Annotated in this window: 11 protein-coding genes and 1 pseudogene; 9 read left to right on the plus strand and 3 right to left on the minus strand. The window is 49.9% G+C overall.

The window, feature by feature from the left end; translation table 11 throughout:
- Positions 1–684 (plus strand): annotated as a pseudogene (locus DWX32_RS20215) (IS200/IS605 family accessory protein TnpB-related protein); the annotation flags it as partial.
- A 349-nt stretch (positions 685–1033) separates the two neighbouring features.
- The gene (locus DWX32_RS13995; protein ID WP_118660335.1) at positions 1034–1744 is read left to right on the plus strand and encodes a hypothetical protein; all 711 of its coding nucleotides are present in this window, start codon (positions 1034–1036) and stop codon (positions 1742–1744) included.
- Between the two features lie 488 nt (positions 1745–2232).
- On the opposite strand, the gene DWX32_RS14000 is transcribed toward DWX32_RS13995, so the two are convergent.
- Entirely contained in the window at positions 2233–3018 is a 786-nt protein-coding gene (locus tag DWX32_RS14000; RefSeq protein WP_055220943.1) for a type III pantothenate kinase, read from the minus strand.
- A 166-nt stretch (positions 3019–3184) separates the two neighbouring features.
- Between DWX32_RS14000 and coaBC the strand changes: the two genes are divergently transcribed.
- The 3 genes from coaBC to DWX32_RS14015 all read left to right on the plus strand — a co-directional run bounded on the left by coaBC (position 3185) and on the right by DWX32_RS14015 (position 7444).
- Complete coding sequence (gene coaBC, locus DWX32_RS14005; RefSeq protein ID WP_118660337.1) at positions 3185–4381, plus strand: bifunctional phosphopantothenoylcysteine decarboxylase/phosphopantothenate--cysteine ligase CoaBC; 1197 nt, start codon at positions 3185–3187, stop codon at positions 4379–4381.
- Between the two features lie 203 nt (positions 4382–4584).
- The gene (locus DWX32_RS14010) at positions 4585–5355 is read left to right on the plus strand and encodes a TatD family hydrolase (protein ID WP_022461123.1); all 771 of its coding nucleotides are present in this window, start codon (positions 4585–4587) and stop codon (positions 5353–5355) included.
- Between the two features lie 85 nt (positions 5356–5440).
- On the plus strand, positions 5441–7444 hold the full coding sequence (locus DWX32_RS14015; protein WP_118660339.1) for an NlpC/P60 family protein: 2004 nt from the start codon (positions 5441–5443) through the stop codon (positions 7442–7444).
- On the opposite strand, the gene DWX32_RS14020 is transcribed toward DWX32_RS14015, so the two are convergent.
- The gene (locus tag DWX32_RS14020; RefSeq protein ID WP_118660341.1) at positions 7426–8274 is read right to left on the minus strand and encodes an LD-carboxypeptidase; all 849 of its coding nucleotides are present in this window, start codon (positions 8272–8274) and stop codon (positions 7426–7428) included. The two genes, DWX32_RS14015 and DWX32_RS14020, sit on opposite strands and share 19 nt — an antisense overlap.
- A 132-nt stretch (positions 8275–8406) precedes the next feature.
- Entirely contained in the window at positions 8407–9441 is a 1035-nt protein-coding gene (locus DWX32_RS14025) for a threonine aldolase family protein (RefSeq protein ID WP_055225768.1), read from the minus strand.
- Positions 9442–10432: 991 nt separating this feature from the next.
- Here DWX32_RS14025 and DWX32_RS14040 point away from each other — a divergent pair.
- The 4 genes from DWX32_RS14040 (at position 10433) to DWX32_RS14055 (ending at position 15132) form a co-directional block, all read left to right on the plus strand.
- Entirely contained in the window at positions 10433–10993 is a 561-nt protein-coding gene (locus DWX32_RS14040) for a TetR/AcrR family transcriptional regulator (protein ID WP_226906355.1), read from the plus strand.
- A 25-nt stretch (positions 10994–11018) separates the two neighbouring features.
- Positions 11019–12380, plus strand: a complete 1362-nt coding sequence (locus DWX32_RS14045) for an alpha-amylase family glycosyl hydrolase (protein WP_117510881.1) — start codon at positions 11019–11021, stop codon at positions 12378–12380.
- A gap of 14 nt (positions 12381–12394) precedes the next feature.
- Entirely contained in the window at positions 12395–14353 is a 1959-nt protein-coding gene (glgB, locus tag DWX32_RS14050) for a 1,4-alpha-glucan branching protein GlgB (protein WP_118660343.1), read from the plus strand.
- 113 nt (positions 14354–14466) lie between these two features.
- Positions 14467–15132 (plus strand): MBL fold metallo-hydrolase, encoded by a 666-nt coding sequence (locus DWX32_RS14055; RefSeq protein ID WP_243037600.1) that lies wholly within the window; start codon positions 14467–14469, stop codon positions 15130–15132.
- Positions 15133–15134 lie beyond the last annotated feature (2 nt).

Consider the following 15134-nt stretch of genomic DNA (forward strand, 5'->3'; position numbering starts at 1 on the left):
CTCGGCATCAATACGGATGCAGTCTGTACCATCATGCGTCCAGACGGAACTATCCTGGGGAGAAAGTTTATTAACTTTCCCAGTGACAAAGACCGGATGTACCGTGTGCTGGGACGGATCCGAAGATTTCAGAGAGAGCATGGATCCCGCCAGGTGCAGGGAAGATGGGCATATGCAAAACGTCTGAATACAGAACTTGGTAAAAAGATTGCCAGGGAAATCGTTTTCTATGCATCAGAAAATAGGGCAGATGTGATTGTTTTCGAATATCTGGAGATGAAAGGAAAACTTTCCGGGAAGAAAAAGCAGAAACTGCAGATGTGGAGAAAACGGGATATCCAGAAACGATGCGGACAGCAGGCACATAGAAAAGGAATACGGATTTCCCGAATCTGTGCATGGAATACGAGCAGGCTTGCGTTTGACGGATCTGGAAAAATTGACCGTGATATACAGGATCACCGTCTGTGTACCTTTCAGAATGGAAAGAGATATAATTGTGATTTATCTGCATCGTACAATATTGGAGCAAGATATTTTATCCGTGAAATTTTAAAACCCTTACCGGCAACGGAAAGGTCTTTGCTGGAGGCAAAAGTTCCTGCAGTAAAGCGTAGAACCTCATGTGTTTATGCGGATTTGAGAGACTTAATTTCAGAAATGGAACTGCGAAAAGCAGCATAAACACAGGCAGATATACCGTGGACTACCTGTTATGTGGAGACCTGCCGTATCCGGCATGGAAGAAGCGCGTATCCGCGCAAGATCTAAGAAACAGGCGTATCCGCCGATATTTTGTCTGCCGCCTAAAGCGGCCGGAAGCACGTGACTTTAGTCATGTGAGGTTCACTAGCGGTAGAGAATTTCTATAAGGGATGTTGTTGCTTTTTCTTTGATTTAAATCGAATGCATAAGAAAAATGTAAGAAAATTTTCACCAAACGTCATAGATTTTCAGAAGAATATATGGTAGTATAGGGCTAACAAAAAAAGTATGTGAAAAAAATAACAAAGCGGAAAGGAGATGCAGGTGTATGAATAAAAAATTAGCAGGTATTTTTGCAATGTGTGCTCTGTTGCTGACTGGATGTCAGGGAGCGAAAGAGAGCAGCAAGGAAATTACGCCGCCGGATACCGGATGGGGAAAAACAGTGGATGAAGTGCTTGCCGACTGGAATTTAGATCGGGATCAGGTGGAAATTTTCTCTGAGACCGAAAGTGCAGCCGCGATCGCAGTAGATACAGAAGCCACTGTTTTCGGCGAGCAAACTTCCAGAGTCATGTTTCAGTTTATCAACCTCGATCAGACCGGAGCGACGGGAAAACCGGTATTGTGCGAAGTAGACATCACCTACCCGGATGATGCCGATATGGATACCGTGAAAAAAGAGATGGAAAAATCCTACGGAAGTTCCAAAGACTCCATTACCCGCTACGAGCTGTACCAGTCGCTGGGCGACGATCAGCTCCCGGAATACACTTACAAAAAAGCAGATCAGCTTTCCGTCTGGTCCGGCGAGAGCCTGAAAGATGCGATTCCTTCCGATAAGAGCACCGAATACGAAACCGCCTGGGAAGCATACCAGCCTGGCCTTACCACCGACAACTGGGAGAACTACACCGAACAAGCAAGCATGGCAACCGCCGTATGCGCATCCGGCGCAGAAGCATTTCCAATGTTTGAAAAAAACGGTGTCAGCCTCGAAGCTTATCCGGGACTGGTATATGAGCAGGTGAAAAAGTAATATGAAATGTAACTATTCAGAGCCATGCGAAATGGAAGAAAATCGTGAATCATGCTTGCATGAATGAACGGTTTTCTGGAATTTCATATGGCGAGAAGCAACATCGAGATGCAGCGCAAGCGGAATCGAGATGGGGTTCTGAATAGTTACTATGAAATAAGAAAGTCATAAACTCCCGGCAGTGCCGGGAGTTTTTCCGTGCATAGGGAGAAGGAAAAGAGTGTGTCCCGGAAAAATTTATGATATACTGAAAAGAGAAAATTCAACTTTTGGAAGGTTCCCGGAATGTCTGTTTTGGAAGAGAGGTGATTCGCCCGTGTATTTTAAACCTGAAAGAGGAGAATCAGGAAAAACTGAAAAGCGGAGAGGCAACACAAAGAAGGGTTGCGATTCCATAGAAAAATAGAGAAAAGCGTGCCTGGAGAACAGACACGCTTTTTAACGTCATGCAGAATGAAAAAGTCTGATGAATATTTGGAAGTACGATTTTAATTTGCACAATTCCGCTCACACAGGAACGCCAGCCCTTTCAGCAGAAGGTTCGGGTCATAGATATGAGGATGTAAAACGAGCGGTTCGACGAAGCGTGCCGCGCCGCCGGTGAGGATGAGGGTGGCGGGGGAGCCGAGTTCGGCTTCGATGCGCTGGACCATTCCGTCGAGCATCGCGGCCATGCCGACGATGGTGCCGGAGAGAATGCATTCTTCGGTGTTTCTGCCAATGATGCGTTTCGGGATCTGGAGGTCGAGCCGCGGGAGCTGGGCGGTCCGCTCGGAGAGGGCGCCAAGTCCCATATCGAGTCCCGGTGCGATGGCGCCGCCGCAGAAGACGCTGTTTTCCCGGATGACATTGAAGGTCGTCGCTGTTCCAAGATCCACGGTGATGACCGGCAGCGGATAATGTGCGGCGGCCCAGGCTGCATCAACGAGGCGGTCGCGGCCTACTTTTTCCGGTTCCGGGATGGAAAATGTCATGCCGAGATCACTTTCGGATGTGACGAGCAGCGGTTCTGTGCCGAACAGATTACGGACACATTCCTGCAGAAGCGTCAGAACCGACGGAACAACGCTGGAAATGATGACGCCCCGAAAGTCGGACGGGGAAAGATTCTTGTCTTCAAAAAGCTGCTCGATCGCAGATTCATACTGGCTGGCAGACCAGGTGTGGTTGATGTCAATCCGGGCTGTGAATTCGAGGGAATACGCTTGCTGCGGTGCGGTCCGGACGCCGCCGAGCGTAACGGTTGTGTTCCCGATATCAATGGCTAAAATCATAAAAATACCTCGCGATTATTTTAAAAGTAGAGCTCTTTTGTCCTTTTATTATAAAGCCTTTTTGCATCAATGGCAAACAGGATTGGTTGTAATCTGTTTTTCTGTCTGCTATACTTAAAACTATCATAGGAAAAAAGTTGCTTCGAGGCAGCAGAACGGAGTTACAATGGAAAATCTTGACGGAAAATGTGTTGTACTTGGTGTGACAGGCGGAATTGCCGCCTATAAAATGGCAAATGTGGCGAGCGGTCTTCGGAAAGCCGGAGCAGACGTGCATGTCATCATGACCGAAAACGCGACGCAGTTCATCACCCCGCTGACGTTCGAGACGCTGACCAACAACCGCTGCGTGGTCGATACGTTTGCGCGTGATTTTAAATATGAGGTGGCGCATATTTCACTGGCAAAAGCAGCAGATCTGATTCTGATTGCTCCGGCTACCGCCAATGTGATTGCAAAAATGGCACACGGCATTGCAGATGATATGCTGACAACGGTGGTGCTCGCAGCGAAGTGCAAAAAGCTGGTCTCTCCGGCGATGAATACGGCAATGCTGGAAAATCCGATTACGCAGGATAATCTGGCGACGCTGAAAAAATACGGTTTCGGCATCATCGAGCCGACCGTGGGAATGCTGGCGTGCAAGGACGTCGGAAAAGGAAAACTGCCGGACCCGGAGGTGCTGCTCGATTATATCGCGATGGAGCTTGCCCGCGAAAAGACGCTCGCTGGTGTGCGTGTCACCGTGACTGCAGGCCCGACGCAGGAATCCCTCGATCCGGTGCGGTATCTGACGAACCACAGCAGCGGCCGCATGGGATACGCGATAGCGCGGGAGGCGATGCTCCGCGGCGCGCAGGTGACGCTGATTTCCGGCCCGGTTTCATTAGCCCCGGTTCCAGGCGTTGCGATGCGACCGGTGACGACGGCGAAGGACATGCTGGAGGCGGTGCGGGAGACATTGCCGGAGACGGATATTCTGATTAAGGCGGCCGCGGTTGCTGATTACCGGCCTGTGACGGTGGCGGATCAGAAGATCAAAAAGCAAGACGGCGACATGAGTATTCCGCTGGAGCGCACCGATGATATTCTGGGATGGGTGGAAAAGAACCGTCATCCGGGTCTGTTTGTGTGCGGATTTTCGATGGAAACGGAGAATATGGTGGAAAACTCGCGCGCGAAGCTGGAGAAGAAGCATCTCGACATGATCGCGGCGAACAATCTGAAGACAGAGGGTGCCGGCTTCGGTGTGGCGACGAATGTGGTGACGCTGATCACAAAGGACGGCATCAGGGAGCTTCCGCTGATGGGGAAAGACGAAGTGGCGGGCTGCCTGTTGGATGAGATTGCGGCGCGGCGGTGATCATGTTGAAGAGTGACTTTTTTTCGTTTCCTGGTTGACGCGGGAAAAATGAATGCGTTATAATAAGCACAGGCGCAGCGGCGCACTTTACTTTTACGAAAACAACGAACGATAGGATGGATAAACGTGGAAACGGAAACAGGGGAAGGCTATGCAGAGCTTTCTTCCGTTTCTGTTTCGTTTTTTTAAGGAGAAATTCGGATATGATATTTGAAACACATGCACATTATGACGATGAGAAATTTGATGAAGACCGCGCAGAGCTGCTTTCCTCGATGCAGGAAAACGGAATCGGGCGTATCATCAATGTCTCGGCAAATCTGGAATCACTGGAAAATACAAGAAAACTGATGGAAGCGTATCCGTTCATCTACGGCGCGTTCGGCCTTCACCCGGATGAGGTGGGCGATCTGAACGAGGACGTGATGGCGCGGATGCGGGAACTCTGCCGCATGGAAAAGGCGGTCGCGGTCGGTGAGATTGGCCTTGACTATTACTGGGACAAGGAGAATCACGAGAAGCAGGAATACTGGTTCCGCCGTCAGATTGCGCTTGCTCGGGAAGAAAAACTTCCGATGATTATTCACAGCAGGGAGGCGGCGGCCGATACGCTCCGCGTCATGAAAGAAGAAAAATCGGAGGAGATCGGCGGCGTCATTCATTGTTTTTCCTACTCTGTGGAGATGGCAGAGGAATACCTGAAAATGGGATTTTATCTTGGCATTGGCGGCGTGGTGACGTTCAAAAATGCAAAGAAGATCAAAGAAGTGGTTCAGATGGCTCCGATGGAGCGCATTCTGCTGGAAACAGACAGTCCGTATCTGGCACCGGTTCCGTACCGGGGAAAACGAAATTCATCTCTGTATCTGCCGTACGTTGTGCAGGAGATCGCAGAACTCAAGGGAATTTCGGAAGAAGAAGTCATTGAGACGACAGAAAAAAATGCGGTCAGACTGTTTCGAGCAGAGGAATAGGAAGCGATACCAGAGGTGTTTCTTCTGTTTTATTTGTTCGGATCAATTCCGTCTGGCCGGACAAATTGAATAGGAGAAAGCGAAAATGGTTGATAAAACAATGATGGGCGACAAATGCGCCGAGCTGGTGCGCGCCGCGATGATCGGTGCGCTCGCAGTGACACTGGGAAACCCGACAGCCGTTTATGCAGCAGAAGAGGAAACGGCCGATCCGGGACAGATTGGAATTGAGATTGCAGGGGAAGCAGCCGTTGGGGCTGCTTCTTTTTGCGTGGAGGAAGATGCGGCGGAGGAGGCACCTGCGGAAGCGGAAGAGGTGACAGAACCGGAAGGTACGCAGAATGATGAGATGGAAGAGGAAAGTGGATCCGAGGGAAAAGAAGATGAGACAGTCCCGGAGGAACCGGAACCGCAGGAGCCTGACGGCGGAGAGAATGCAGGAATGACGGAACCGGGAAAAACGGGCGAGACAGAGCCAGAGGGGCCGGAAAATGCAGAACCGGGAGAGGCAGGCGAGACAGAGCCAGAGGAGCCGGAAAATCCAGAACCGGGAGATCAGGGAGACATGACGGAAACACCGGGAAACAGTGAAATGGATGGATCGTGGCCGGGCGAAGGGGAAGATATTTCCAACGATCCATGGCCGGGGCAGGAAGAAATCGGCGGCGGAGATGGGGAGCAGATGGAACCGCCGGAGGAAGAAAACGGATCTGCAGGAAGTGATGATGCAACTGGTGGGGACAAGACGGCAGAAGTCTCTTCGGATTCTGATTTATCACAGTCTGCGGAACCGCCAGCCGCCGAGGCTGAACCCGTCTTTTCGGCAGAGCAGGAAGCTGAGCGCACGCGGGAAAGCTACAGTGAGTGGCAGGCGGCAGAAGCTGAAAAAGTCACGATTTCCCGTATGCCGTGGCTGTTTCATACGGTTGAAAAAACATATGCTATCGCCGATGTGAATTCCTGGCTTCACGTCCGCGAAGGAAAAGGCACAAATCAGAAAATCGTCGGAATCCTGCCGAAGGGAAGCCTCTGTTATATTTTAGCGGATACGGATTCTGACTGGGTTTATGTGGAATCCGGCGATGTCCGTGGATTTGTCTGCGCGCGGTATCTCCTGCGCGGAGAAGAGGCTGAAAAAGAGGTAAACCGTTGGCAGGAGGAAAGTTTTCCCATGGCGGAAATGTGGGTGAAGCCATGGAATAATAAGGCGTACACCTATACATATGCAACGACGAGAACACTTCTTTCTTCTGACGAAGCGCGCGGCGAGATCCTGCAGTACGCGAAAAAATTCCTGGGAAATCCGTACGTCTGGGGCGGGACGAGTCTTACAAACGGCTGCGACTGTTCCGGCTTTGCCCAGCAGATTTTTGCTAATTTCGGGTATACCCTTCCGAGAACCTCACGCCAGCAGGCGAAAGCTGGAACACGCATTCCGGTGCAGGAGGCAAAGCCTGGTGATCTGCTGTTTTACCAGCGGGAGAGCGGGTTTATTTACCATGTCATGATTTATCTCGGTGATGGAAAAGTAATCCACGCTGGAAGCGAGGCGACGGGGATTCTGATTTCAGATTTTAACTATGAGAAATCGACAGAATTTGCTGTGCGGGTGATTTCGAAGGAAATGCGTGAGAGCAAAATAGAAACGGGAGATGTGGATAATGGGAGAAAAGAAGGAAACTCTGTGGATAACCAGACAACAGAAAACGGGAATGGTGGAAAACAGAAGGCGGGAGCAGAAAATGTGCAGAATACAAGTGCAGAAAACAGTACCGCAGGTGATCGGTTGGAAAGCGCTTCGGGAAAATATCTCGGCAATTTTAAACTGACCGCTTACTGCAACTGCGCCGTCTGCTGTGGCCGCTGGGCGGGCGGCCCGACCGCATCCGGAAAAATGCCGGTGCAGGGCCGGACCATTGCAACCGGCGTTCTGCCGTTTGGAACGAAGCTGAATATCGGCGGAAAAATTTACACGGTCGAGGACCGCGGCACGCCGTACGGCCACATTGATATCTATATGGAACGCCATGCAGACGCAGAGGAGTTCGGCGTGCGCTACGCGGATGTATATCAGTCAGAAGAAATCTGATAAAATTTGCCGATCACGGCGGCATGTGCATCCGTGCCGTGGCCGATATACGGAGTCCTTGCAATCGGGAGATCCGGTCCGGCCGCCTGGCGGACAAGCTGCGGCATATCCGGCGTCAGCTGGTCGCGTTCCATCTGGGAAAATGTTCCGAGGAGAATACCATTGATCTGTTCAAAGGCATGCATCATTTTCAGCTGGGACAGAAACGTAACCATCTGCGGAACGCCGCCGCCCATGGCTTCGAGGAGCAGGATTTTTCCGCGGAAATCCGGCTGAAAATCCGTTCCGGCGAGCTTCAGAAAACAGCGGATATTTCCGCCGATCATCACACCTTCCATGTGATCGCCCTGCAGAAATGTGCAAGGGAGGTCGAAGAGGCTGGGAGACTGCCCGGAAAAAGCGTTTTGGAACAGAGTGATCTGTTCGGCGCTGTGGTCGTACAGCAGATTTCGAACCTGATACAGCATCGACTCATTTCCAGTCGCAGTCGTGACAGCATTGACAATCGTCGTGAGATCACTGTATCCCCAGAAGCGCTTGCTGGAGGCGGCGATGACAGAAAAATCCAGATACGGCAGAACTTCATTCGCCATATCGCCGCCGGAAACATCAAAAATATCCGTGATTTCTGGGTCACAGTAAAGGTTCATAAACGCATCCGCCCGCTCCGCGCCCGTGCCGGAAAAGCCGGAACCGTTGTCGTAGAGGCAGGGGCTTAAAACAGGATCGAAGCCCAGCTCCCGCAGAATCTGACAGAGACGCGCCAGATCGACGGAAAAGGAAGGATGCATGGGGTTGGAGCAGGCGGTAATACCAATTTTATGAGACATAAAGATTCCTTTCTCGGAGTAAAACAAGGCAAAATCTGCATTTTCGTGGCACACCGGTACAGCTTTTTCTTTGAATTTGCAAAGCAGATTTAGAGATCGCCGGTGTTTGCAGAATGCCGTTTTGGACAAAAATTATAAAGCTTTGAGGTCATCAATCAGTGTCTGCACTTCCTCTTCCGTCGTTGCCCAGCTGGTGCAGAACCGCGCAATATTTCCGCCGTCCGCGGATTTCCCCATTGGCTCGAAAATATAGCGTTTTTCCAGAGTTTCCTTCTGCGCATCGGTGAGAATCACAAACTGCTGATTCGTAAAACTCTCCACCCAGAATGGAATCCCCTGCGCCGCAAATGCTTTGCGGAGTTTCATGGCAAGTTCATCGGCGCGGCGTGTCGCAGTAAAATAAAGATCATGCCCCAGCAGGCAGTGGAACTGCAGTCCGAGCAGCCATCCCTTTGCGAGGACAGCGCCGTTCTGTTTCATGTAGGCTTTGAACCGCTTTTTCAGCGAGTCAGCTGTAAGCACAACGGCCTCACCAAACAGCGCACCGCATTTCGTTCCGCCGAAATAGAAAACATCTGTGAGAGCAGCGAGATCCTCGAGAGAAACATCATTCTTCTCTGATCCAAGCCCGTATCCAAGCCGTGCCCCGTCCACAAACAGATACATATCATACTTCCGGCAGACCTCGTGAATCTTCGTCAGCTCCTGCAGCGAATACAGCGTTCCCTGCTCAGTCGGAAATGAAAGATATACCATCTTCGGCTCCGTCAGATACTCCGGCTCACCGCCTTCATAATAAGCCGCCGCACACGCCGCAATCTGTTCCGCCGAAATTTTACCATCCGTATTCGGCAGCTCCAGAATCTTATGCCCGGTATTTTCAATCGAAGCCGCCTCATGGCAGTTAATATGTCCGGTATCCGCCGCAATCACACTCTGCACCGGCGAAAGCGCTGCCGCCGTCACAATAAAATTCGCCTGCGTCGCCCCCGGAAAAAAATGAACCGCCGCATCCGCACAATGAATCTTCTCCCGAATCAGCTCCGCAGCCTTCTCACACCATTCATCCTCCCCATATCCACCATAACTGTTCCCATTAATAGCCCCCAGCGCCTCCAGAATCTCCGGGTGCGCACCGTGATTGTAGTCATTATTAAATCGTATCATCAGTTTATGTTCTCCTTAATTTGAATTTGAAAAATGCTGTTTCCATTATACGGCATCTGAAGGAAAACAGCAATTGGAGAACAAAAAGAGAAAATGCAAAAAAATGCAGAAGGAGGATTATGTCCGATATGGCGAGGACATAACGGCGGCCCCCAGTCTGAGAACTTGGCGAGGTTGATGATAAGTATGTTATCGGAACAGCTGAGATCCTGTCATTTCCTGAAAAAAAGGTATGGAAACCAAAACAAAGAAATGCGTCAGGAATCCAAATGAATGGCAGGAAGTCCGACACAGTCGTAGTATCTGAGAAGTCTGTGAAAGCAGATGGAGAAAAGGACTGTGCACTTTATAGCTTCAAGGACGAAAGAACTATGCAGACGAAAGAGAGCTGATGGACATGGTGAATGAGTTACTTGGAAAACAATATAATATCGCGAAAGCAAACAGAACTGACAGAAAGGTTCAGAATCTTGCAGGGAAGAAGCGCGTATCCGCGCAAGATCTAAGAAACAGGCGTATCCGCTGATATTTTGTCTGCCGCCTAAAGCGGTCTGAAGCACGTGACTTTAGTCATGTGAGGTTCAGTTCGTATAAAAACAGTATCGGAAAATAAGAAAAGAACCGACAGAAAAATCTGAGAACTAAACTAAAGATTTCCCCGCCGGTTCTTTTTCTATGCATCTATTTTCATCCATTATATATTTCGCATTGACTTTTTATATACCGATTGGTATAATGATAACAGAAACACACATAAGAAACCTGCAAAATCCAACAAAATTCGTCAAAATTGCCAAAAACTCACGCAATTCGACCATCACACACAAAAGCAGACTTCTTAAATACAAAATCAACAAAAGCATTTTAAACCAAAACAAATGCCAACTCACACGTAACAAACAACCACCCAAACACACCGCGGCCAGGCGAACTCCAGAGAGCGTCCCTTCCGCAACAAAGAGGATTCAAAATGGACAATCGTCAGCTAATCATGAACTCAGCTCTGACCCTCTTCTACGAAAGCGGGTACGACGCCGTCGGTGTTCAGCAGATCGTAGACTCCGCCGGAGTATCCAAACCAACCCTGTACTATTACTTCGGCAGCAAACAAGGCCTCCTCGAAGCCCTGCTAAACGAGCACTTTCAGCCCATGGAACAAAAACTCATCGAAGCCTCCGAAACCGGGAAAAACATCCCCGAAAAACTGTACCGCATCGCGCGTGCCTTCTTCAACGGAGCCTCCGAAGACCCGAAATTTCATATGCTGATGATGGCACTGTTCTATTCCGGAAGAAAAAGCGAAGGCTTCCGCACCGTATACCCCATGATTGACCGGTTCTATCACCTGTGCGTCGACGTCTTCGACAACGCCAGCGCCGAACTCGGCAACATGAACGGCCGTCAGGAACAATTCGCCGTAGGCTTCTCCGGAATCCTGATGCACTACCTGATGATGACAGCAGGAGATCAATCCGATCTTTCCAACCTCGTCGTCCGGGACGAAGAAGTCTACCGTCTGGTACACCAGTTCATGTATGGAATTTACTCATAACCCAAAAACAAGGAGGACAAACAAAATGGCACCATGGTATGAAGAGGCAGAATTTTATCACATCTATCCGATCGGACTGACCGGTGCGCCGAGGAAAAATGAATCGGAAGAAACCGTACACCGCTTTTCCACACTGGAACAGTGGCTTCCGCACATCGCAGATCTCGGTTGTACCGCAATCTATATCGGCCCCTTGTTTGAATCAACCACACATGGATACGACACAAAAGATTACAAACAGGTAGACCGCCGCTTAGGCGACAACGCGGACTTTGCCGCATACGTAAAAAAAGCCCACGAACTCGGCATCAAAGTCGTCGTAGACGGTGTCTTCAACCACACCGGCCGCGAATTCTTTGCCTTCCGCGACATTCAGGAAAAAAGAGAACAGTCCCCGTACTGCGGATGGTACAAAGGAATCTGGTTCGGCGGAAACACCTGCTATAACGACGGATTCTCCTACGAAGCATGGAGAAACTGCTTCGAACTCGTCAACCTGAATCTCCAGAACCAGCAGGTCCGCGACTATCTCCTTGATGTCATCGACTTCTGGATCGACGAATTCGACATCGACGGCATCCGTCTCGACTGCGCCGACTGCCTGGATTTCGGCTTCATGGAGCAGATGCGCGCACGCACATCCGCCAAAAAACAGGATTTCTGGCTGATGGGCGAAGTCATCCACGGCGACTATGCGCGCTACATCGGAGACGGCCAGCATCTGCTGCACAGTGTCACAAACTACGAGCTTCACAAAGGACTTTATTCGGGACATAACGATCATAACTACTTCGAAATTGCACATACGATCCGCCGCGAATTTGACGAAAACGGCGGCATTTACAAAGGAAAGAAACTGTACAGCTTCGTTGACAACCACGACGTAGACCGTCTGGCCAGCAAGCTGAACGTAAAAGAAAACATGATTCCAATTTATGCGCTGCTGTACTTCCTGCCGGGCATCCCGTCCATCTATTACGGATCGGAATTCGGCATCGAGGGAAGAAAAGAAGGCGGAAACGACGATCCGCTGCGTCCGGCGCTGAATCTGGAAGAACTGGAGAAAAATCCGCCGGCAGAAAAACTTCCGGCATGGATCAAAACATTATCAGACGTCAGAAAAAAACATCCTGCAGCACGAACGGGAAGATACCGCGAACTCATGCTGACCAACCGCCAGTATGCCTTTGCACGCCTGGATGAGACAGACGCTCTGATCACAGCAGTAAATAATGATGAAAACCAGAGTGCGGGAGTCTGGATTCCTGCATCTTGCGACGGAACATGGAAAAACGCGGTAACCGGAGAAGCCATTTCTCCGGAAAATGGAAAACTTTTTGTTGAAGTACCTCCGTGCGGCTGTGTTCTGATTGAAAAAGAATCATAAAGGGGATTTTTTCTATGAAGGAAACTGCAAAAACAACAGCAAAAACCAGAAAAGCGCCAAAAAAACCGGCGGGCTATCAGCCAAGATTTTCTGAACTGGATCAGTATTTGTTTGGTCAGGCAACCCATTACGATATTTTCCGGAAAATGGGTGCGCACCTGGACAAAAAAGACGGCAAAGTAGGAGCCTGGTTCACCGTATGGGCTCCGCATGCGGCGGAAGTATCTGTCATCGGCGAATTCAACGGCTGGGATGCCCATGCCAATGTGATGCGGAAAGTCGGCGAGGACGGCGTTTATGAAGTGTTCATTCCGGGCGTGACCGAGGGAATGATGTATAAATATTACATCCGCACACCGGACGGAAGAGAACTGTACAAAGCAGATCCATACGCATTTGCATCCGAAAAACGGCCGGGTACCGCGTCAAAAGTAGCGGAAATCGAAGGCTACCGCTGGGGTGACAGCGAATGGCTGACGAACCGCAAAAAATTTGACGTTCAGAAATCCGCGCTCTCCATCTACGAAGTGCACCCGGGCTCCTGGATGAAACATCCGTGGTCCGAATCCAACCCGGACGGATTTTACAATTACGTTCAGTTCGCACATTCGCTTGCCGATTACGTAAAAAAAATGGGCTATACCCACGTAGAGCTGATGGGAATTGCAGAGCATCCGTTTGACGGTTCCTGGGGCTATCAGGTAACGGGCTATTACGCACCGACCTCCCGCTACGGAACACCGAAAGAGTTTAAATATCTTGTTGATTATCTGCATAAAAATAAAATCGGTGTTATTCTGGACTGGGTACCGGCACACTTCCCGAAAGATGCGCACGGCCTTGCTGATTTTGATGGCCAGCCGCTGTATGAGTACGCCGACCCGAGAAAGGGCGAGCACCCGGAGTGGGGAACGAAGATCTTTGATTACGGCAAAAATGAAGTGAAAAACTTTATGCTGGCAAATGCGCTTTACTGGGTAGAAGAGTACCACGTAGACGGTCTCCGTGTCGATGCTGTTGCTTCGATGCTGTATCTCGACTACGGAAAAGAGCCGGGCCAGTGGGTGCCGAACAAGAACGGCGGAAATGAAAATCTTGAAGCCGTCGAGTTCTTCAAACACCTGAATACCCTGGTGCGCGGACGAAACAAAGGTGTCATCATGATTGCCGAGGAGTCCACAACGTGGCCGAAGGTAACGGGAAGCGTAGAGGACGGCGGCCTGCATTTCTCCTACAAATGGAACATGGGATGGATGCATGACTTCCTCGATTACATGAAGCTCGATCCATACTTCCGCAAATACAACCATAACAAGATGACCTTCGGCATGACCTATGCATTTTCCGAGAACTACATTCTGGTGCTCTCGCACGATGAGGTTGTCCACTTGAAATGCTCGATGATCAACAAAATGCCGGGCGATCTGAAGGAAAAATTCCAGAACCTGATGGTAGGCTATGCTTTCATGTTCGGGCACCCGGGCAAAAAACTTCTGTTCATGGGACAGGATTTCGGACAGCTCCGCGAGTGGAGCGAGGAACGCGAGATCGACTGGTTCCTGCTGGCAGATGAGGGGCATCAGCATCTGCAGACCTTCTTCAGTGACCTGCTGAAAATGTACCGCAAGTACCCGGCACTCTACGCGAACGACTGCGGCTACGAAGGCTTCCAGTGGATCAATGCCAACGACGGCGACCGCAGCATTTACAGCTTCGTCCGCTGGTCACCGACAGGAAAAAACAACCTGTTGTTCGTCTGCAATTTCACACCGGTCGAGCGTCCGGATTATATGTGTGGCGTACCGCGCAAAAAACAGTACCGCCTGATACTCGACAGCTCCGATATGAAATACGGCGGCCCGACCGAAAAACGCCAGGTAGCCTACCGTGCCAAAGAGGGAGAATGCGATGGCCAGCCATATCGGATTGCATATGCACTTCCGGCGTATGGTGTGGCGGTGTTCAGCTTCTAAAATAAGATAGCTACTAATTTTCATTAATATCATGACCGGCAGAGAACGAAAGAGATTTCTTAAATCTGTCGGTCATTGTGTTTTGTGTTCGAAGGAAAAGAGGTGTTGATTTGATGAAAGAAGAAAGAAAAGAGCCGATACAGATTCCGCACATCCAGACAATCAACGATCACATTTCCTATCTTACACCGACAGAACATCCACTTTCGGCAAATGTTGTGATCATCGAGGGTGATGCATTTTTCTGGGTATATGACGTGGGAAATCATCCTGCGGTTTCAGAAATTCTGCAGGAAAAGTCAGAACAGACAGGAAAAAAAATTCGGGTGATTTTATCCCATTTTCATCCCGACCATATTGGGAATCTGTCGGAGATTTCGTGCGAAGCGGTTTACCAGGGGAAAAATACGTTTCGTTATACAAAAACAGGAACTGTGATAGAAGAAGATACGTGGTTTCAGGACGGTGACGTGCGGTTACATTTATTTCCGATTCCATCGAGTCATGCCAAAGGATCGCTTGCATTGGAAGTGGATGAGACGTGGTGCTTTCTCGGGGATGCGGCATATGCGACGCAGAAAAACGGACAGACCGTTTATAATGCCGAGCGCCTGCTGGCAGAAATCCGAGTTCTGAAAAACGTGCGTGCGCCGTATTTTCTCCTGAGCCACAGCGAACCGTTTCAGCAGAACAAAGAGGATGTGCTGGAATGGATGGAAGCGATTTATGAGAAACGGAAACGAGATGAATCATATATAAAAACACCCCAGCGCGTATGACA

The sequence above is a fragment of the Blautia sp. AF19-13LB genome, from assembly GCF_003479105.1.
GTDB classification, from domain to species: domain Bacteria; phylum Bacillota; class Clostridia; order Lachnospirales; family Lachnospiraceae; genus Fusicatenibacter; species Fusicatenibacter saccharivorans.